We start from the raw sequence: 18,851 nt of genomic DNA, 5'->3' as shown, positions 1-18,851 counted from the left end.
GCCCTCGTCATCAGCCAGATCCTCCCGCATCAAGAGAATCAGAGCCAGCGCCGTTTGTCACTTCACACACGAGTCAGTGGCTACGTCCTTTGGTATAAGGACAAATTGCGCACAAATCACGAAAAAGGGAAGACTCTGTATTTCAAAGGCTGGAGTCCGAAAAAGCCAACAGACTTATCCACAGGGTTTCAAGGCCAATTCAGGCTTGCGACTCTGGGTTCGTGTTGCGGGAAAGAGACAATAAATGGCTATTTTCCGCCATAAGAGCGATTCAACCGCTTTCTTTTCTGGTGACTTTGTGCTGGTGCCTATCGGACTCGAGGCGAGTCTGGCAAAAAAAATCCACACCTGACCGGTCCGTTCATATGCCTGTGCATCAGGCGTCCATATCATGCTCCCCATGGGGTGGGGTCAGGGATATGCCGGGGCCGTGAGTGTCAAACTGGTCAAGGATTTCCACAGGGAATTTTTCGCTGCAGACCATGTCGAACCGGTTATGCAGCGATCTCCGGATCCAGACCTCGAACGGCGTGGAACAACGGCGTTCATATGGCTGTCCGGGTTCATGTGATTCTGACATGGAGTGTCTCCCTGCCTGCCCAAGGTGTCATGCGGGGGGAAACGGTCATGGTGCCATGACAGTTGCCATGCATTTCCTTCCCCCCACATGTTCATGCATGAACGGTCAGCCCGCCATGTGGTCCAGCAGCGGGATGCCGGTGGCCTGTGACATATGCTGGCAATACGCCCGGACCGGCGCGGGCCAGTCGAGTCCCGCCACCAGCGTCAGGCTGCGCAGGTGGGCAAACAGGTGAATGTCATCGGTGGACAGGGTGCCGTTTACTGCCTGGGGGGATTTGATCAGACTGGCAAGCTGGTCAAGGGCCGTGTTCGTGCTGGTCCGCAATGTGTCACTTTCGGCCAGGCAGGTGCCGAACGGGCCGATCATCGTCTCCTTGTTCTCGATAAAATACAGGCGGGCGCCCGTCGTCGCGAATTCCGCAAACGGGGCGGCGGCGAAACGCGGCAGGATCAGGCGGATATAGGCCTGTTGTCCATCGCGCATCCACTGGCCTATTTCCGGTCGCGTCGGACCGGTCAGCACGGGGTGGCCATCCATGGCGTCGACATGGGCGATGATGTCCATGCTTTCGCCCATGAAGCGGCCGTCATGTTCCAGTATAGGCACCATTTTCTGCCCGATCATCCGCATTGGTGTCTGCACGTCGTCGTTGAGCAGCACTACCTCGGTAACGGGAAGGTTTTTGAGCCCGAAGATCATGCGTGCCTTCACGCAGAAAGGGCAGTGATCGTAGATGTAAAGCTTCATGAACGTCGCAGGGCCGCAAGCTTGCGATCGGTCGAGTACTGGCTGAGCGCATAGACCGACCAGATCGCGGCCGGAATCCATCCGATGACGGTCACCTGCAGGATCAGGCAGATGATGCCGGCAAAGGGACGTCCAATCGTAAAGAACTGCAGCCACGGCAGCAGCAGGGCAAGGACAAGCCGCATGATATCTCTCCATGTTCAGGCCCGAAGGGGCACGCAGGTAAACCTAGCGTGGATCATCGTCCGGCACAGCCTGGATATGTGTGTGAAGCACTACGACATACGCCGTAGGCGGGGACGGGTTGCCCTGGCAGCACCTCTGGATCAATCCGTTGATCAGGGAAGAATAAAGGGTTCTGGATATCGTCTTGTTTAACAAAGGCTTCGTTTTCTGAAGCTTTTTGGGAAAAAGCTTTCTTCTGAAATTATGGGCTGATTTCTGTGACACGGGTCATGCGTGGCTGACTGTTTACATGGTCGGGTAATAGCGTGTGGCCGCGGCGTGCCGTCCTTTTTTCCTGCAGGGAATGGTAGGCTGCAATGATGCTGTATGCCCTTTCTTTTGATACGGGTGCACGATAGAAACAGCACGATGGAAAATGCGTCGGATACACAATCGGCACCCGGTGGGCGCCGGAATTTCCTGGGGCTTGTTACCACCGCCACGGCCGCCGCCGGTGCGGGCGCATGCCTGTGGCCCTTCCTGCAGAGTCTGGCCCCGCGTGACAGTGCGGCAGCGCATTTGCCGGTTGACGTGGATATATCCGCCCTGCCGCCGGGACAGCAGATTGTCGTGACATGGCAGGGCAAACCCGTTTTCATTACCCATCGCACGCCCGAAGCCCTTGCCGCCCTGCAGGACGCTGCCCTGACCGGACGGCTGCGCGATGGGCAGTCCAATGACCAGCAGCAGCCGCCCTATGCCCGCAACTGGCATCGTTCGCTGGACCCGCGTTATGGCGTGGTGGTGGGGATCTGTACCCATCTGGGCTGTGTTCCCGCCTATCGCCCCCTGCCCGAAGGACAGGACAATACTTGGCCCGGCGGGTATGCCTGTCCCTGCCATGGGTCGAAATTCGATCTGGCGGGACGTGTGTTCCGTGGGGCGCCGGCACCGTATAACCTGCCGGTGCCCCCTTACAGCATGCCGTCACCAACCGTGATCCGGCTGGGTGAAAACCCTGCGGGGCAGGATTTTGATTTTGGTGGCATCCTGCAATTATAAGAAGTTTCTGGTGAAGTACTTTTAAAAAGCTTCAGGGAACGCTGCTTTTTTTTGACAAAAATGGCAGCGCCCGGAAAATTCTATCTGTTTTCCGTCAAGCAGGTATTTTCAAATACGTCCTACCGTTCGGGTTTCAGATGCAGGTCCATGGTATAGATCGCCACCGGCAGATGCAGGCGTGAAACCCCGTCGGGCTGGAATGTCGCGGTCCGGTTGAGCTGCACGGCGGGTATCCACAGGACACCATGGCTGTCGATCCACATGGCGTCGGCCCAGACCAGCCGCCTGTCATGGATCAGCGTGCTCGCCTTTCCCTGTGGCGTAATGCGCAGGATACCTAGCCTATCCACATCCGACACATACAGGTTGCCATTGCCGTCAATGGCCGTCCCGCCTGTCGTGGGCGTGTCGTAAAACAGGGTAACGGCATGGGACAGGTCGGATGCCGACAGGGCCGGGTTTTCCAGTGCTGCCGTGGGGGCGACCCACATGGGACCGGAACTGGGCTGGAAATAGAGTTTCTGCCCATCGGGGGAAACCTCCAGCTGGTCGGCATGGATCCGCACCTGCTGGCCATGGGCCATCAGCATGTGGCCTTCGGCATACATCGGGCGGTTATCTGTCGTGGATCGGTCATGCGCCAGTACCCGGCGCTGCGTCCCGTTGGACAGGTTGACCACCACCAGTGCGGGATCGCCCGCATCGGTTACGAAAATTGTATCCTGATGGAAACGGATGTCGTCCATGTAGCTGTGTGGCGTGCTGGCGGCGCGGAGCGGGATGGCATGAACCACGCTGCCGGTGTCCATATCAAACGCCAGCAGGCGAGCCGGGGTCCCCTTGGCGGGATTGGGCGGACCGCCCACGTTCGCATCCCCTGAATCCACAACCCATAACAGCCCGTCCGGGCCAATGCGCAGGGCGTTGACACGCACGAAGGGCTGCAGGTCCCCCTTTGTACCGTCGGGGTGGTTCCAGCGTGCATCGGGGAAGGCATGGGGCTGGCCGCTGGCATCGATTTCGGCAACGGTGGGACCGCTGCCACCCCCGCCCCAATAGGGGAAGGAAACGAAGGTGCGCCCGTTATCAGCCACTGCCACGGCATTCAGGACGCGGTCGGATGTCCATTGTACATGCAGTTGTTCATGCGCCCGTGCCGGACCGTGCCAGGTGGCGGCCGGGATGGCCAGAAGAACTGTCAGGAACACGCCCCGCAGGCGCTGCCGTATGGTCTGCATGGCGCCAGCATATCATTACGCGGGGTGATCGGTCATCACGGCTATGTGTCGGGGTCCCACATGCCATGGGTGGCATGCGGGACAGGCAGTCACGCTGCCGGTGCGGGGGCCGCCATCTGGCCCAGGGCGGAGCGCAGCTTGTTTTCGTTTTCCGGGGAAAGCGAGGTCTGCAGCACGCGGGCATGGCCCTTGAACTCACGCAGGTCGGCCAGCACCTTTTCGGGCTGGGACTTGCGCACCAGAATGAACAGCGCGGAGGTGTTGGCGGGAATGGTGGCACCCAGCGACTTGATGAAATTGTCATCAATGCCGTAGTCGGACATCTTGCCCGCGATCGCGCCTGCACCCGCGCCCACGATGCTGCCCGCGACAAAGCCCGCCAGCGGGTTCAGGCACAGCAGCCCCACCAGTGCGCCCCAGAAACCACCGGAGAACAGGCCATACGACGCACCGACCTTTTCCAGGTTGACGCTTTGCTGCAGGTGCAGCTTGCCATCGGCGGTGCGGACGACAACAACCGCATCCTCCAGATCCAGCAGGTATTCCTTTTCCAGTTTCTTGCATTCGGTCAGGGCAGCCGTGGCTTCATCCTGACTGTCAAAACCGATAACGATCAGATCGGACATGGGGTACTCCGTTTCATGTATCCGCCACCGGCCCGTGGTGGTGGATGGTCGCCTTGATATTACATGGATATGGCCTTCATGCCGTGGCGGTTTTTAGGCATGGATGCCCCCGGTGGGGTGCAGGTCTGCCCCGGTTGCGCTGGCTGCCCGCGCTACCCATTTCCATCATGCGTGTCATTCGGGCGCGGTGGTGAACCGTCCCCCTGTCAATGTGTTGTCTGACCTGCAGGGTGTCACGCACCCGGTTATTGCAAGGAGAGGGAAGCCGATGCCCCGTTTCATGAATGATGACGACCGCCCCGATAATGCAGGCGAAGGCAAGCACGGCACCGCGCGCAGGCTGGCGGAAGCGGGATTGCGGGCAGAACGCGCAGGGGATCAGGCGTGCGCTGATGAACTGTTTGACGAAGCCGAACGGACAGACCCGGAAGCGTTGGAAAACGTGCTGATGGAAAATCCAGTCCCCCGCCGCCGCATATCAGGACGCGGGTTTGGCGATGATGCGGCGGTCGCACGTATGAGCCGCACGGTGGAACCGGATGCCGATGCCTCGTCACGTGCCGGGATCACGGATGAAGGCAGCGGTGCAGACTCCGAACGCCGGTAAATTCTGGAATACATGTCAGGAAATGAAGGTTTCCGGATGCCGCCTTTTTTCAGGAAGACGGTATTGCCCGAAGCGTCTTGCAAAAAGCTTCACCAGAAACGTTCCTGTCACGTCGTATGGCGTCGTCCTACAGTGACGGCCCCCACATGCCCACGACGAATATGATGGCGCCCAGCGCCAGCATGGCGATGTGGAACATGACCTGTCCCGGCATGGAATCAGGGCTTATGTGCAGGCCATGAAAGAACTGGACCACCACCAGCGTCAGCCCGACAACGCACAGGCCGATGCGGACAGGGCTGACCGATGTGGGCCATATCGGGTTTCTACGGTTCATTGTTACGTGTCTCCGGGCTTTGACGCCAGCATGCCATAAAACCCGGCGACGCAGAAGCAGCACCTGCTTCGCGCAGGATTTGCCACTCCCTGCGCCCATGCTATGCGCATGGTAGGGCCGTGGAATGCGGCCAACAGGTGAACTGACAGGAAACAGATGCATCTTGACCGTTGTGCCGTGGCTGGTGGCCTTGCCGCCTCTGTCATGATGACCCTGCTGACGACGGTATCGGTAGATGCCCGCGCGCATCCCCACCATCACGGCACAGGTGCCGTGCACCATCATGCAACGCAGGCGGAAGCTCCTGCCGGGCCGCCCCTGCCGGACGGGCAGGTTTTCCTCCCGCCTCCTCCCGGCCCGGATACGGCGCAGCGCGCGGCCGATGCCAGTATTTTCGCCGCGACCCGCGTACTGGAAGGTACGCCGCGCTGGAAACTGGCGCAGGCGGATAATCGTGATACGCCCGCCCATATGGTCGCGGCCTTTTCATGTGCGGCGGGGTTTACCCTGCCGCCAGACCGCCTGCCTGAACTGGTTGGTCTTGTGACACGGATCGAACAGCGCCTGACACCGGCCGTCCATGCGCAGAAAATGCTGTGGAACCGCCCGCGCCCCTTTACCGAGGCGGAACTGCCGACCTGTATTCCGCCTCGCGCCAGCCTGAAACAGGATCCGTCCTATCCGTCGCTTCATGCCACGCTGGGCTGGGTTACGGGGCTGATCCTGTCCGATATCCTGCCCGACCGGACGGCATGGATCATGCAGCGCGCCAGGGTGTTTGGCGAAAGCCGGGTGGTGTGTGGCGTGCAGTGGCAGAGTGATGTGATGGCGGCGTGGTTGAATGGCGGCGTGCTGTATTCCGCCATGGAACAGGATGAAGGCTTCCGTCAGGAAATGGACGCGGCGCGTGCGGAAGTCACGGCGCTGCACCCGACCATGGCGGCACCGCCCGCAGCCGAATGCGCGGTTGAGGCGGATGCCGCCGCCCATCCGCCGCAATAAAGGATTACCTGAGAAGAGTTTCTGGGTGCCGCCTTTTTTAAAAGGCGGCGTTTTCCTAAGCTTTTTGCAACAAGCTTCACCAGAAGCACCTTTCGGTTTTCCTGCCCGACATCCAATGGGTCAGGACAGGAAACCGATGCGCCGGGTTCCGTCCCGTCCCGCCGTTTCCGCCTTCAGGCGTTCCAGCAGGTCATCTGGCGTCGGGTCTTCATCCAGCAGGCGCGCGCGACGCAGCACCAGTGCAAAGTCCGATGGCACCAGCGTGCGGACATGGCGCAGGCCTGCTGGCGCGTCCTTTTCGAAAAAACGCCGGAACGCATGGGCCGCCTGCGTTTCCGTCAGGTAGTCAAAGCGGGCGCGGAACAGGAACCGCCGCATGCTGGCCGGGTCCAGCTTTTCCACAAGGTTGGTGGTGCAGGCAAAGGGCAGGGGATGGTGTTCCATCCATGTCAGCATTTCATTGACCTGGCTGATTTCCCACGAGCGTTCCGCCGACCGGCGATCGCCCAGCAGGCTATCTGCTTCGTCAATGATCAGGAAGGCCCCGCTGTCGCATGCTTCGGCGAAGGCGGCCGCGATCTGCTGCTCGCTCTGCCCGACATACTTGTCCAGCAGGTCGGATGCGCGTTTCTGCAGTACCGGCATGTCCATCCGTTCCGCCAGATGGCGGGCATACGCACTCTTGCCCGAACCCGGTGGTCCCGACAGCAGCAGCGAGACCGCACGCGGCGCGCCGGGACGGGCCAGCCGCGTGGTCAGGGCCTGCAGGTCACAGTCCGCGTTGATCAGGGTTGAATCGTAATCCGTGACATCCGGCTGTGACGGCATGGGCATCTGCCCGCCCGCTGCCGCACGGGCAATGCCGGTTGCGATCATGCTGGCCATGGCGGAATCGCCGCCCGCCAGATGGGTGGACCGCAGCGCATTGCGGAAAATCGCCGGGGCCGCCGGAATGGCGCGGGCCAGGTCGGCTGCGTCCGTGGGTGCCAGGGCGACCTTTTCCTCGCGCGCCATGTCCTGCCACAGCCGCGTGCGCACGCCGATTCCGGGCTGTCGGACCTCAATGCACAGCGCCATGCGCCGCGCGATCGCGGGGCCAAGGGTATCAAGGTCATTGGCCGTCCAGATGACGGGGGTGCCGCCCTGTTCCAGTAGCCGGTGGAAGAAGACGCGACTGTAGGATTGCGGCGGGTCGAACAGGCTGGCGGTGAACAGGTCTTCCGCCTCGTCAAACAGCAGGATGGAGTCTGTATTGCGCAGCAGCCGCGTGCTGCACCGCAGGTCGGCCAGCCGTTCGTGGCGCGATGGCTCATCGCCCGCGCTGTCAGCCTCGCCTACGGGGTACAGGGTGGCATTGATATGCCGCGCAAGGGTTGCCGCGAATTCGGTCTTGCCCGTGCCCGGCGGCCCGTACAACAGGATATTGATGCCCGTTGCATGCTGTTCGACCGCGGCCTTCAGCAGCTTCGCCGCGATGTCCGCCTGCTGGCCCAGATGGGCGAAGGCATCCCACGGCAGGGTCGCCTCACGCGGTTGGCCCAGCAGCAGGGAGCGGATATCGCCCACCACGCTGGCGCGGCGGTTCATAAGCGCCATGAGACGGGGCAGCAGGGTAATGTCGCCGTCCTCGTCCACGGTCATGAGGCCACTCATGCGCAACTGCCCCTCGGGGGCCAGCGCGGTGGCAATCGCATCTTCCTCCTGCCCCAGAAGAAGGTGCAGAAGGGGAATGTCCTCGCACAGGAACGGCCCGCGTGACCGGTTTTCACACAGGTCGTCCCATAGCTGTTCGAAATGCCCGTTCAGGCGATAGCACATCGCAAGGCCAAGCACCTCGCTGGCCACGCGGCCCAGCCCGGTGGCCTGGCTCAGTTCCTCCAGCCAGGTATCCACGTATCCCCGGTCGCCCGCGTGCTGGGCGCGTGCTTCCTCCAGCGCGTGGCCAAGGCGTTTCCATTCGGTGGTGGTGGGCGGGTTTTCCCCATCATGGCGGGGGGCAGCAGGCAGTTCCTTGTCATGCAGGCCAAGGTCGGGCTGGGCCTGCACCACGCAGCGGACCAGCGCGCCGGCGTCACGCGATCCACGATGGATCGAACCATGCAGCACGCACAGCATCTCCAGCAGGCGGCGTGTCTCGCCCCGCACGCGCGATGAGCGCGGCTGTACCGTCCTGCGGCGTGTTGCCGGTCGTCTGCTCTTGGCTAGCGCCATATATCGGGTCTCCTGCTGCTCCTGTCTGAATATAGGTAGTGCAGGGACGGATGTCGTGGGGGAAGGACGATGTTTTCTCTCCCCCCACGTCCATCAGCTGCCATCTGACAGGGCAAAGCCGGTTTCAACCTGATCCAGCAGGGCTTCAAGTTCCGCGTGGCGCAGGGGATCGGTGCCAGTGGTGATATGGCCGCGTGCGCGCTTTTTCAGGCTGCCCGCGATTCGGGGGCTGACGGTGCGGTCGGTCCCGTGGCGCAGCATGTCGGCAATGCTGATCCCGCGTTCATGTGCCGTCCGCACCACGGAAAACGCCATGTGGTTGACGATGTTCTCGAACTCGAAACGGCCAAAGCGCGAATGGCAGCGGCTCAGCTGGTCAAGGGCGGTGGCATAGCGTTCCACCGGGTTGGCCTGCGTGGCCGTACGGAAATGCTGGGTGTAATGGCGCGAGGCCTGGATGTGTTCTTCCCGCGCAAGATCCCATTCGCCAATAGCGGTGCATTCCGTCTCGATCAGGCAGTGCAGGGCGCGGGCATTCAGGCAGGACGCGACAAAATCCGTATGGGTGATGTCGTTCCATTCCAGCTTCTGGCCCGCACGCTGCATGGCGAAACGGAAGCCACGATGTCCATCGATGCCGTACACGATGGTGGTGTTGCCCCGGCACAGCGGGTCGGTCCCGGTTACCATGATATGCCCGCTATCGGCGCGGTGCATGTAATGCTGCCATGTCATGACATCCAGCAGCGTGTCGTCATCCACGAAGCGGTCGGTATGACGGCGCACGTATTTCATGAAACTGGTGGCCTGCAGGCCGGTCACCGCATGGGGCGAGAAATCGACCTGCCACCATACGCAGGCCCGCAGCAGGTGAAACGCAAGCGAATCGCGCAGGTCCGCCAGTGCCGCATGTTCGGTGGCCAGGCTGTCCACCTGCGCATCGCACAGGGCCTTTACGGTCCGGAAGCGGTTGGCAAGCATGTCCAGCTGCCGCGCCACGGGCTGCCATGGATCAAAGTAGCTGACCAGGCTTTCGGGACGGGAATGCTGCAGATGCCAGGCAGCCGGGGCGGTACGTGGTTCACGCATCGGACGGTCCTTGAAGTATCTGGGGCTGGAAGGATCGGTGGTTAACGGGCTGATCATGCCGGAGTTGCCGACATGACCCGGATCCATGCGCCACAGGATGATGGGGGCGGGTCGCACGGGATACGGCATCGGCCCGGTTATCGGGACGGGGCGTTGGAAAGGTTATCGTTACATGCCATATTCATGCATATTATAGGCATGTTATTTGATAATGGTAATTAATATCACATTAAATCCATGACAGATTTCCTGATCCTGTCATGAATATGTCTTTTTCAGTTTTGTTAATAACGCGGCGTGCGGCGGGTCAGTTTTCGCGCCATGCGGTGAATATCCACGCCTGCGCGCCCGATGACCGACCGGCTGGTCTGCTTGGCGTCCACCAGTGTCACGGATCCCGCGGCGGACAGGGTATGCAGCCCGTCGGTCGCAGGCCGCCATGCGGGTGGCGCGGTCAGGGGGGGCAGGGGGTGGGCCGCGAATTCACGTATCGTCAGGGTGGTGATGGCCAGCGGGGTGATCGCCCCGCCATAGGTCCGCGCGCAGTCCTGCGTTGGCAGGATGATCGTGCCGTCATCCATCACGACCGGTGTTCCGCCGGGCCGGGCGCTGTGTATGTCGCGCCGGACCGGATTGGCGGGGTGCGGGTGCCACGGCCCCGTCAGGCTGTCGGCCCATGCCACATGCAGGGTATCGACGCGGGGACGTTCTTCTTCATGCCACGGGGTATGGAACAGCCACCACCGGCCGTCATGGAACAGGGGGGAGGCGTCGATCATCGGGCCGGGAAAGGTGCAGCCCTCCACTTCCTTCCAGCGATAGGGAAAATCGGTCGCGCGGTACAGGCGCTGCACGCCGCTTTTTCCTGATTCGGGCATCATGAGGAATGACCCGTCCCGGTCGCGCAGGATGACGGGATAGGACAGGTGCCATGGTTCCACCAGCACCGGTGAATGCGCGATGACGCGCAGGGTGCGGTCAAGGATGAAGACGTCAATGCGCCCGACCTTCACCCGGTAATCATAGGCTTCGGCAAACAGGTACAGCCTGTCCTCGTGCCAGATGCCAAAGGGGTCGGCAATGAAACGGAAGGGACCGGGATCTGGCAGCCATGTAACCGGCATGTCTGCCAGCGTGCCCGTGCGCAGCACGTCGGGCATGGACCGGTGAATAAGCCCCGTCTGCCATATATCGGTCCGGCCAAGTCCCATTTGCGCAGCCCCTGCCTGTATCGGATGGCGGATTTGCAAACACCGATGTGCTGCAATATGCCAGATGACATCGTACCAGATGAACAGGGCAGGGGAATAGCAAGCATGGGCAATGGGGAACAGCCCCGGCGCCGGACCATTCGTGATGTCCGGAAGGGAGACGTGCCGGGCGTATGGCTGACAGCCTATACCGCGCCCATGGCCAGCAGGCTTGACCCGCATGTGGATGTGATGCTGGTGGGGGATTCGCTGGGCATGGTGGTGTATGGCATGCCGGATACGCTTGGCGTCAGCATGGACATGATGATCGCCCACGGGGCAGCCGTCGTCCGTGCATCCCGCCGTGCGCTGGTGGTGGTGGACATGCCGTTCGGGTCGTACCAGCAGTCACCCGCGCAGGCGTTCGGCAATGCCGCGCGCATCATGGCGGAAACCGGCTGTGGCGCGGTCAAGCTGGAAGGCGGGACGGAAATGGCCGAGACCGTGCGGTTCCTGTCGCAGCGCGGCATCCCGGTCTGCGGGCATGTGGGGCTTATGCCACAGGCGGTCAATACGGCGGGTGGTTTCCGCACGCAGGGGCGTGACGCGCAGCAGGCGCGCAAGGTCCATGCGGATGCACGGGCCATTGCCGATGCCGGTGCCTTCGCCATCGTGCTGGAAGGGACCGTGGAACCCGTATCGCGCGACATCACGGCGGACGTGCCCGTTCCTGTCATCGGGATCGGGGCCTCGCCCGCATGTGACGGGCAGGTTCTGGTGGTTGACGACATGCTGGGGGCGTTCGGTGCGTTCACGCCACGTTTCGTCCGCCGCTATGCCGATGTGGGCAGCGTGATCGACGACGCTGCCGCACGCTATGCGGAAGATGTGCGCACCCGCCGCTTTCCGGGGCCGGAAGAATGCTTTGGCGTGCGCAGCAAGGTCCTGCCGGGATGAAAGCCCCCCGCGCGGCTGCCCCCTCCGTCTCCCGTATCGGACTGGCGGAGGTCATGGCATTTGGCGCGGGGGACATGGGGTTCAACATCATCTGGGGGCTGATGCTCAGCTACCTGGCGTATTTCTATACTGAAATCTCGCTGCTGCCGGTGCAGATGGTGGGATTCATGCTTATGGCCGCACGCGCGGCCAGCCTTGTGACCGACCCGGTGGTGGGGCTGTGGATCGACTGCAGGCCGGTGGGGCGGCAGGCCATACCCGTGCTGCGCGCAGGGATCGCGCCATTCATGGTGCTGGTGGCGCTGACCTTCATCCCGCTGCCGCACATGTGGCCGGTGGGCATGCGTGGCCATGGGCTACATGGCGCTGTGCGTGGCGTATGGCGTGGTCAATACCGCCTATGGCGCCATGACCAGCCTGATTTCGCGGGACCATGACATGCGCCTGCGCCTTGCCACCAGCCGCATGGTGGGGGCGACACTGGGCAGCCTGCTGGTCAGCATCACGACCCTGCCCATGGTGGACTGGCTGGGTCATGGTAACCGGCAGGCAGGATTCGCCCTGTACATGGTCGTGGTGGCGTGCGTGGTGGGCGGACTGCTGTGGCTGCCGTCGCGGTTCTGCCATGAACGGGTTGCGACTGATGGGGGGGACCTGACGGTACGTGCGCGCGTTGCCGGGCTGCTGGTCAACCGGGGCTGGCGGCGGCTGACGGGGGCGATGCTGCTGACCATGCTGGGCAGCACCTTCCTGTTCGGCGCGCTGGTCTATGATGTGCGCTATGTCCTGCATGACAGTGACCATATGGCCGGCTGGCTGCTGGGTCTTGTCAGCCTGATGGTGCTGGCGGGGTGTGGCCTGTCACTGCCGCTGGCCGGGCGGTGGGGCACGGCCCCGGTCATGCGCGGTGGCACGCTGGCGGCGGGGGGCGTGCTGCTGGTGGCGTATATGCTGCCCGCGCGGGTGGAGGTGCTGGGCATCTCGCTTGCGCTGTTCGGGCTGTGCGTGGGGATCTGCAATCCGGTCTGCTTTACCCTGCTGGCGCACTGCATGGACGGCGGCGATGGGTTTTCGGGCACGCACACCGTGGGACTGGCATGGGCGCTGAATTCCACCGCATCGAAAATGGCGTTTGATGTTGGTGGCAGTCTGCTGGCGGGCGTACTTGCGGCGTCGGGACTGGTCAGTGGCGTGGGCGTGCAGTCAGTCCATGCGCAGGCAGGCATCCATGCCGGTTTCCTGCTGCTGCCCGCGTTGCTGTACCTGCTGGCGGGTGGGGTGGTGCTGCGGTATTTCGCCCCTCAGAACCCTGTGGAGGCGGTAAACAGCACCGCAAGCCCGCCGCCCACGTAATATTGCGGGCCATCCACTTTGGTCAGGGTGGGGGTCGCGACACCGGACAGGTAATGCTGGTTGGTGATATTGTTGAAATTCATCCTGAATTCGGGATGGGAGAAGACGGCATGGTCATCCATGCGGTATCCGATGGCCAGATTACCGGTCGTATGGTCGGGCATACGTTCATCATTCATGAAGGTTGAGTACTGCCGTCCCGTGTAATGGATGGAGGCCATGCCGAATATGTGCCCGTCATCATAACTCAGCCCGGCAGAGGCCTGTAGTGTAGGGCTTTCCACCGCCGTTCTGCCACGTGTTGCCAGCATGCCGCCGACGGAGGGGATGTCACTGTCGATGGTGGCATGCAGGTATTCCCCCGACAGGTAGGGCGCGAAATGGTGCCATGGCTTCAGCCCGATTTCCACGTCCACCCCGCGTGATGTCTGGCCGCCACCATTTATGGTGGAGTCCACCTGTCCGATCTGGGTCTGGATTTCGCGGTTGGTGAAATCATAGTTGAACAGCGTCAGGCTGCCGACAATCAGGTTGCCGCTGTAGCGATAGCCCAGTTCTTCGGACACGGAATATTCGTTCTTCAGCTGTGTGGCGACGCCCGTATCGGTCACGCCACCGAACAGGGCGGTTTCATCTGGCGTGCGGAAATTGGTCGTGGTGTTGAAAAAGACCATGTGGCGCGGACTGATGCGGTAGCGGATCGCAATGCGCGGCAGCGGGGTGGCGGAATTGCTGCCTGCCGTCGTCTGCACCCCGTCTGACGTGGTCGTGCCATGGCGGTCCAGCATGACTTCCCTGAAGCCCACATCCACCATCAGGCGGTGGCCCAGGAAATGCATCCGGTCGCCGGCATACAGCGCGTTGGTCTGGGAAATCATGTGGTAGCTGCCCGCATCCACCTGCTGGCCATCGGGCTGCAGCAGGGTACGGCTGATCCGGTCCACCCATATGTCGGCGGCATATCCCTGCGCGTTGACTGCAGTGAAGGGCTGGTGCTCGCTGTCATCGGAATAGTCGTACCAGTATCCCACCACCAGGTCATGGTTGCCCAGCTGCCAGTCCAGTGCGGCATTGAAGCCGGAGCGGTAGCTGGTCTGGGTCCAGTTCGCGCGCACCACGGCATTTTCATCGCAGCCACCCGTGCCATCGCACAGGCCGCTCTCCCCCATGGTCGTGCCGCTGGGCGCGTTGCCGTAACTCCACTGCGCATAGGGCGTGACCTTCAGGTGCACGCTGTCCGCCAGCGTGAAGCGCGCGGGGGCTGCGATATAGGCGATGCGTTCGGGCTGTCGGTACAGCTGCCAGTAATCCGTGCCGCCTGCCGCATCATTGGGGTTATAGGTGGCGGCAAGGTTGTTGGCCGTCCCATGTGGTCCCTGTGCCTGCCAGTCCGCCTTGTCCACCGGCGGGTAATAGCTGGCGACCATCGTGTTCCATGTCCCGAGCACGGATACCCGGTTGCCCGCCCCCCATTCGCGCAGGAATTTGAAGTCGATGTGCTGGCGTTCATCATGTCCCGGCCCGCGCCAGTTATCGGTATACCCATGGGAATAGGACACGAAACCCCGGATGCCGGTATGCCCGATCTGCCCGGTATCCAGCCGCAGGAACTGCCGGTTCGTGTTGTATGACCCGTATGAGACATCGGCATATCCCCCCGCCCGCATGGAGGGATCGCGCAGGGACATGCTCATCAGTTCCCCCCGCCGCGTTCAGGACGGGCGAATCCAGGTCGGCCGTCCCCTGGGCGAGTGACACGCTCTGGTAATTTTCCGTATCCGCGAACTGTCCGGGGTAACCGTTATAATAGGCGATGTCGTTCAGCGGCATCCCTTCAAGCACATAACCAAGCGAATCCCCGCCCAGCCCGCGCACGGTTATGTTGGTCTGGGGTGAAAAACCCAGCGCGTCGGAGGAGGAGACATTGGCCCCGGGCAGCAGGCTGACCATGTCGAAGGCCGTGGCACTTGGCGCCTGCTTGCGCATGAAATCGGTGCCGATGGTGCTGACGGATTTTGCCGCGTCCTCCGCCCGGATCAGGCCGCCGCCGGGCTGGGTGCCCACCACGTGCCGGCTGGTCACGGTCATGCGTTCCGTCGGGGCGGCAGGCGCGCGGGCAGCCGTGCCGCGGGCGGGTGTCGTGGCGGGCGTGGCGGATGGCGTATTGTCATTTCCCGCCGCCATGCCCGGCCCCATGCCCAGCATCGTGCCCAGCGCGATTGTCAGCATCCGCCGGTAGGAAACGGGGGCCGGATCGGATACAATGTGGGGACGGGGCACGCGCGGCATGGAGTGTTCCTGAAGAAATCTTTTTATTTCATTATTTTGTACCATTCTGGTGGGGTATGACATCGTCTTGAACAAGCCGGGACGGATATAATATATCTACGTGGCGTATCATAAGCCCTGATATCGGGCGCATCCCGTATAATTGTGCGGGCAGGGAGGAAGGGTCGCGGGTGGGACAGGAATCAGCACATATCGTCAGCAGTTACGAACAGGAACTGGAAGAACTGCGTTCCATGATGGCGCGGATGGGCGGGCTGGTTGAACAGCAGACATCGCAGGCGGTCGCCGCCATTGCCGATCGCGATGAAAACGCCGCCGGTGTCGCAGCCGACCTCGATCCCCAGGTTGATACGCTGGAACGTGATGTGGAGGCGATGGTCATCCGCATCCTCGCGCTGCGTTCCCCCGTGGCGGGGGATCTGCGCGAAGTGGTCTCGGCGCTCAAGATCACGGGGGACATGGAACGCATCGGTGACTGCGCCGCCTCCATCGCGCGACGCTCGCTGCGCACGGAACTGGTGTCCTCGCGCCTTTCGCTGAGTGGACTGCGCGGCATGGGACGCCTGGTGCAGGACAACCTGCGTCGCGCGATCGACGCCATGAGCCAGCGGAACGCCGACCTCGCCCGCGAAGTCTGGCAGTCCGATACTGCGGTGGACGAACTGTATAACGCCATGTTCCGTGAACTGGTCACCTATATGATGGAAGACCCGCGCAATATCGGCCCGTGCACGCACCTGCTGTTCATTGCCAAGAATCTTGAACGGATTGGTGACCACGCCACCAATATTGCCGAACGCGTCTATTATACCGCAACGGGTGAAATCCTGCCCGTCGTGCGTCCCCGTGGCGGGTTTTCAGGGCAGGGAGGCTAGCGTCCTTGCTTGAAGACCGCCCGCTGCGCATCCTTGTCGCAGAAGATGATGCCGCCCTGTCCGTCATGCTGTCCTACAACCTTGAAGCGGCGGGACATCTTGTCATGCCGGTGGATAACGGTCTGGACGCCCTGCGGGAAGTGACCGACTGGAAACCCGACCTCGTGCTGCTGGACTGGATGATGCCGGGGTTATCGGGGGTAGACCTGTGCCGCAGGCTGCGCATGGCCACGGCCACGCGTTACCTGCCGGTCATCATGCTGACCGCGCGGGGTGAGGAACAGGATTCCGTCCATGCGCTGGATACTGGGGCGGATGATTACCTGGTCAAGCCATGTGGCATGGATGTGCTGCATGCGCGCGTGCGGGCCGTCATGCGGCGCAGCGCGGGCCGTGCCGCGCTACCTGCCGCGCAGACGGAAGATGTCCTGAGCTTTGCCGACATAGCGCTGGACCACGCCGGACGCAGGGTCAGCCGCGCGGGCACGCCCGTTGCCTTGGGGCCGACGGAATACCGTATCCTGCTGCATCTGCTGCGTAATCCGCGCCGGGTGTTTTCGCGTGCTGAAATACTGGCTGCCGCGTGGGATGACCGTATCCATGTGGAAGAGCGCACGGTGGATGTCCATATCCGCAGGCTGCGACTTGCGCTGAACGCCACGGGCGGGGCGGACCTGATCCGCACCGTGCGTTCCAGCGGTTACATGCTGGATGATGGCAAGGTGGGCTGATCGGCTGCCTCGATCAACCATTGATGACAGTTTCCGGGTGCCGCCTTTTTTCAAAAAAGGCGGCATTTCCTGAAGCTTTCTTCTTTTATATGCTGCCGCGTTCCAGCTTTACATAACGCTTCAGTGCCCGTTCGCGCCGCAGGCGTGACAGGCGTTTCAGCCAGAAAACACCATTGATCTGGTCGATTTCATGTTGCAGGCAGGTGGCCAGCAGGCCATCAGCGACATCTTCCGCTTTCGTGCCATCGGGCCGGTCGTAACGGACTTTCACACATGTGGGGCGGGTGACAGGCGCGTGGATGCCGGGCATGGACACGCTGCCTTCTTCCTGTGTCGAGGTTTCCGCTGACTGCCAGATGATGTCGGGATTGGCATAGACATGCGGGCCGTCCCCGCCTGGCAGGTCAATGACCACCAGCCGCTGCGCAATGCCCACATGGCATGCCGTGATGCCGATGCCCGGCGCAGCATGCATGGTTTCCAGCAGGTCGCGCGCCAGTTGCGCCGTTTCCGGCGCAGTCGCATCAACGTGGGCCGCCACCTGTTCCAGACAGGCATGGGGAAAGCGGACAATCGGCAGGATGGCCATTGCAATACGGTCAGTACAGGAAGGGACCGTTATCGTCGGCGTTCAGGTTGGTGTAATAGGGGATGTAGAAGTTCATGCCGAACGGGCTGTAGGTATGGTCCACGCCCGATACGGGACGCAGCGGCTTGACGTCATGGTCCGCCAGGCAGTCATACAGCGTCTCGCGCAGGTGTTCCGTTTCCTTGTCCGACTTCTGCGTGCCGTAGAACAGGTCATGCGCGTAGGGTTTGCAGGCCTGCGGCGTATGTTCGTAATATTCGGCGTACCGGTTCTGCCTGTTTTTTTCTATGTCCGCATCCGATATCCACTGGTGGCTGGCGGCACTCGTGCTCCAGATTTCCTTCCACCCCGTGCGCATGTGCGGCAGGCGGGCGACGGCGATACCGTCCTGACGGGTACCATCCTTGCGCACCAGGCTGCCATGGCAGGCCATGACCTGCATATGGTCGTTATAGACGGCGCTCTTGACCGTCCCGTCTTCAAACCGGATGGCGGGGGATGCGGTCGGCGTGCCCTGGTTGGCAATCCCCACGATCGTGGCAGCCACACCGGGCTGCTGGCAGTAGTTCACCATGGGGCGGGGGGTGTGCTGCGCGCAGGCGGCCATGGCAAGCGGGAGACATAAAGCAACAAGACGGCGCAACGGTTTTTTCCTTTTGCAATGCGGCACGGGACCCAGCCATGTGCCTGTCCATTCAGGCGTATAGAAGGGGCCCGTACCTCACAACAATGTAAATTTTCAATACCGCCCTGTGCTTTTGTCTTCTCTTGGTATCTGGCTGTCGGGATAGCGCGGGTTGCGGGCTGCGAATGCAAACAGCAGAACGGCCACCACCAGCAGTACGGGCGGGGAGGGAAGGGCGCGCCCTTCAGAATGTAATATTGCTGTGCAGTCCGAAAATCGCCTCATCGCCGGTACGACGGTAGGGATAGGACGGGTCGCTGCCGCCGCCTGCGGGATGCCAGACGTACTGGAAGTCCGGCTGCATCACCAGCCACGGCGTAACCTGCGCCTGATAGGTCAGTTCAAGGTGGTTTTCATTGCCCGGCACCAGGCTGTCAGTACCGGTCCGGGCCACGTTGCGGGTATACTGGCGCTCACCCGAACTGGCGCGGCCAATGCCCCAGCCCAGCCCGATCGTGTCGTTGTCACGTCCCCGGAACGGGGCCTTCAGGTTCAGGCCCGCGTCAATGGCGAAG

General features: G+C 62.0%; 19 protein-coding genes and 1 pseudogene. 8 read left to right on the top strand and 12 right to left on the bottom strand.

The genetic code is table 11. From position 1 onward, the window contains the following. Nucleotides 1-685: 685 nt before the first annotated feature. Together grxB and CFR80_RS13070 are read right to left on the bottom strand one after the other, a co-directional pair. Nucleotides 686-1,330, bottom strand: coding sequence for a glutaredoxin 2 (gene grxB, locus CFR80_RS13075; protein ID WP_010516258.1), 645 nt, complete (start codon nt 1,328-1,330; stop codon nt 686-688). Then, entirely contained in the window at nt 1,327-1,515 is a 189-nt protein-coding gene (locus tag CFR80_RS13070; RefSeq protein WP_010516260.1) for a YqaE/Pmp3 family membrane protein, read from the bottom strand. Before CFR80_RS13070 ends, grxB begins: the two co-directional genes overlap by 4 nt. Before the next feature lie 409 nt (nt 1,516-1,924). Here CFR80_RS13070 and petA point away from each other — a divergent pair, with 409 nt between their 5' ends. Beyond that, nucleotides 1,925-2,557, top strand: coding sequence for a ubiquinol-cytochrome c reductase iron-sulfur subunit (gene petA / locus CFR80_RS13065; RefSeq protein ID WP_010516262.1), 633 nt, complete (start codon nt 1,925-1,927; stop codon nt 2,555-2,557). A 119-nt stretch (nt 2,558-2,676) separates the two neighbouring features. Here the strand turns inward: petA and CFR80_RS13060 are convergent, their stop codons facing one another. Together CFR80_RS13060 and CFR80_RS13055 are read right to left on the bottom strand one after the other, a co-directional pair. Continuing rightward, nucleotides 2,677-3,795 carry an L-dopachrome tautomerase-related protein gene (locus tag CFR80_RS13060; protein WP_010516263.1) on the bottom strand — a complete coding sequence of 373 codons (1,119 nt, stop codon included), beginning with the start codon at nt 3,793-3,795 and terminating at the stop codon, nt 2,677-2,679. 89 nt (nt 3,796-3,884) lie between these two features. Beyond that, a complete protein-coding gene (locus CFR80_RS13055) occupies nt 3,885-4,421 on the bottom strand; it encodes a DUF1269 domain-containing protein (RefSeq protein WP_010516265.1) in 537 nt (178 codons plus the stop codon). A gap of 268 nt (nt 4,422-4,689) precedes the next feature. Here CFR80_RS13055 and CFR80_RS13050 point away from each other — a divergent pair, with 268 nt between their 5' ends. Next, nucleotides 4,690-5,028, top strand: coding sequence for a hypothetical protein (locus CFR80_RS13050; RefSeq protein WP_010516267.1), 339 nt, complete (start codon nt 4,690-4,692; stop codon nt 5,026-5,028). Between the two features lie 127 nt (nt 5,029-5,155). On the opposite strand, the gene CFR80_RS13045 is transcribed toward CFR80_RS13050, so the two are convergent. Then, nucleotides 5,156-5,365, bottom strand: coding sequence for a hypothetical protein (locus tag CFR80_RS13045; protein ID WP_010516268.1), 210 nt, complete (start codon nt 5,363-5,365; stop codon nt 5,156-5,158). A 156-nt stretch (nt 5,366-5,521) separates the two neighbouring features. Here CFR80_RS13045 and CFR80_RS13040 point away from each other — a divergent pair, with 156 nt between their 5' ends. Further along, nucleotides 5,522-6,367, top strand: a complete 846-nt coding sequence (locus CFR80_RS13040; RefSeq protein WP_010516271.1) for an acid phosphatase — start codon at nt 5,522-5,524, stop codon at nt 6,365-6,367. A 120-nt stretch (nt 6,368-6,487) separates the two neighbouring features. On the opposite strand, the gene CFR80_RS13035 is transcribed toward CFR80_RS13040, so the two are convergent. The 3 genes from CFR80_RS13035 to CFR80_RS13025 form a co-directional block, all read right to left on the bottom strand. Then, nucleotides 6,488-8,512 (bottom strand): AAA family ATPase, encoded by a 2,025-nt coding sequence (locus CFR80_RS13035; protein ID WP_010516273.1) that lies wholly within the window; start codon nt 8,510-8,512, stop codon nt 6,488-6,490. A gap of 159 nt (nt 8,513-8,671) precedes the next feature. After that, complete coding sequence (locus CFR80_RS13030) at nt 8,672-9,667, bottom strand: hypothetical protein (protein ID WP_029329720.1); 996 nt, start codon at nt 9,665-9,667, stop codon at nt 8,672-8,674. 284 nt (nt 9,668-9,951) lie between these two features. Beyond that, nucleotides 9,952-10,878 carry a glucosamine inositolphosphorylceramide transferase family protein gene (locus CFR80_RS13025; protein ID WP_010516277.1) on the bottom strand — a complete coding sequence of 309 codons (927 nt, stop codon included), beginning with the start codon at nt 10,876-10,878 and terminating at the stop codon, nt 9,952-9,954. A gap of 105 nt (nt 10,879-10,983) precedes the next feature. On the opposite strand from CFR80_RS13025, the gene panB reads away from it, so the two are divergent. Genes panB through CFR80_RS13015 form a run of 3 tightly spaced genes read left to right on the top strand, consistent with a single transcriptional unit; the run spans nt 10,984 to nt 13,167 of the window. Continuing rightward, a complete protein-coding gene (panB, locus tag CFR80_RS13020; RefSeq protein ID WP_010516279.1) occupies nt 10,984-11,814 on the top strand; it encodes a 3-methyl-2-oxobutanoate hydroxymethyltransferase in 831 nt (276 codons plus the stop codon). Continuing rightward, nucleotides 11,811-12,251: an MFS transporter gene (locus CFR80_RS19895; protein WP_258367798.1), complete on the top strand. Its 441-nt coding sequence runs from the start codon at nt 11,811-11,813 to the stop codon at nt 12,249-12,251. Before panB ends, CFR80_RS19895 begins: the two co-directional genes overlap by 4 nt. Beyond that, nucleotides 12,166-13,167, top strand: a complete 1,002-nt coding sequence (locus CFR80_RS13015; protein ID WP_258367800.1) for an MFS transporter — start codon at nt 12,166-12,168, stop codon at nt 13,165-13,167. Before CFR80_RS19895 ends, CFR80_RS13015 begins: the two co-directional genes overlap by 86 nt. Here the strand turns inward: CFR80_RS13015 and CFR80_RS13010 are convergent. Further along, nucleotides 13,116-15,456 (bottom strand): annotated as a pseudogene (locus tag CFR80_RS13010) (TonB-dependent receptor). The gene CFR80_RS13015 and the pseudogene CFR80_RS13010 overlap by 52 nt on opposite strands. Nucleotides 15,457-15,626: 170 nt before the next feature. Between CFR80_RS13010 and phoU the strand changes: the two are divergent. Both phoU and CFR80_RS13000 read left to right on the top strand, forming a co-directional pair. Further along, the gene (gene phoU, locus CFR80_RS13005) at nt 15,627-16,331 is read left to right on the top strand and encodes a phosphate signaling complex protein PhoU (RefSeq protein WP_010516282.1); all 705 of its coding nucleotides are present in this window, start codon (nt 15,627-15,629) and stop codon (nt 16,329-16,331) included. A 5-nt stretch (nt 16,332-16,336) separates the two neighbouring features. Next, nucleotides 16,337-17,062, top strand: coding sequence for a response regulator (locus CFR80_RS13000; RefSeq protein ID WP_010516284.1), 726 nt, complete (start codon nt 16,337-16,339; stop codon nt 17,060-17,062). An 85-nt stretch (nt 17,063-17,147) separates the two neighbouring features. Here the strand turns inward: CFR80_RS13000 and CFR80_RS12995 are convergent, their stop codons facing one another. From CFR80_RS12995 to CFR80_RS12985, 3 genes are all read right to left on the bottom strand, one after another. Further along, the gene (locus CFR80_RS12995; RefSeq protein ID WP_010516287.1) at nt 17,148-17,651 is read right to left on the bottom strand and encodes a peptide deformylase; all 504 of its coding nucleotides are present in this window, start codon (nt 17,649-17,651) and stop codon (nt 17,148-17,150) included. Nucleotides 17,652-17,661: 10 nt separating this feature from the next. Beyond that, a complete protein-coding gene (locus CFR80_RS12990; RefSeq protein WP_010516288.1) occupies nt 17,662-18,294 on the bottom strand; it encodes a hypothetical protein in 633 nt (210 codons plus the stop codon). A 226-nt stretch (nt 18,295-18,520) separates the two neighbouring features. Beyond that, a partial coding sequence (locus CFR80_RS12985) for a carbohydrate porin (RefSeq protein WP_146221649.1) occupies nt 18,521-18,851 on the bottom strand: 331 nt, incomplete at its 5' end.

The sequence above is a fragment of the Komagataeibacter oboediens genome, assembly GCF_003207815.1.
Taxonomy (GTDB): domain Bacteria; phylum Pseudomonadota; class Alphaproteobacteria; order Acetobacterales; family Acetobacteraceae; genus Komagataeibacter; species Komagataeibacter oboediens.
Note: the sequence above shows the minus strand (reverse complement) of the source record. Positions and strands in the feature narration are given on the sequence as shown.

Coding starts and splice junctions, on each gene's coding strand:
- grxB (WP_010516258.1), bottom strand. CDS start 1,330: ATGAAGCTTTACATCTACGATCACTGCCCTTTCTGCGTGAAGGCACGC.
- CFR80_RS13070 (WP_010516260.1), bottom strand. CDS start 1,515: ATGCGGCTTGTCCTTGCCCTGCTGCTGCCGTGGCTGCAGTTCTTTACG.
- petA (WP_010516262.1), top strand. CDS start 1,925: ATGGAAAATGCGTCGGATACACAATCGGCACCCGGTGGGCGCCGGAAT.
- CFR80_RS13060 (WP_010516263.1), bottom strand. CDS start 3,795: ATGCAGACCATACGGCAGCGCCTGCGGGGCGTGTTCCTGACAGTTCTT.
- CFR80_RS13055 (WP_010516265.1), bottom strand. CDS start 4,421: ATGTCCGATCTGATCGTTATCGGTTTTGACAGTCAGGATGAAGCCACG.
- CFR80_RS13050 (WP_010516267.1), top strand. CDS start 4,690: ATGCCCCGTTTCATGAATGATGACGACCGCCCCGATAATGCAGGCGAA.
- CFR80_RS13045 (WP_010516268.1), bottom strand. CDS start 5,365: ATGAACCGTAGAAACCCGATATGGCCCACATCGGTCAGCCCTGTCCGC.
- CFR80_RS13040 (WP_010516271.1), top strand. CDS start 5,522: ATGCATCTTGACCGTTGTGCCGTGGCTGGTGGCCTTGCCGCCTCTGTC.
- CFR80_RS13030 (WP_029329720.1), bottom strand. CDS start 9,667: ATGCGTGAACCACGTACCGCCCCGGCTGCCTGGCATCTGCAGCATTCC.
- CFR80_RS13025 (WP_010516277.1), bottom strand. CDS start 10,878: ATGGGACTTGGCCGGACCGATATATGGCAGACGGGGCTTATTCACCGG.
- panB (WP_010516279.1), top strand. CDS start 10,984: ATGGGCAATGGGGAACAGCCCCGGCGCCGGACCATTCGTGATGTCCGG.
- CFR80_RS19895 (WP_258367798.1), top strand. CDS start 11,811: ATGAAAGCCCCCCGCGCGGCTGCCCCCTCCGTCTCCCGTATCGGACTG.
- CFR80_RS13015 (WP_258367800.1), top strand. CDS start 12,166: ATGGGCTACATGGCGCTGTGCGTGGCGTATGGCGTGGTCAATACCGCC.
- CFR80_RS12995 (WP_010516287.1), bottom strand. CDS start 17,651: ATGGCCATCCTGCCGATTGTCCGCTTTCCCCATGCCTGTCTGGAACAG.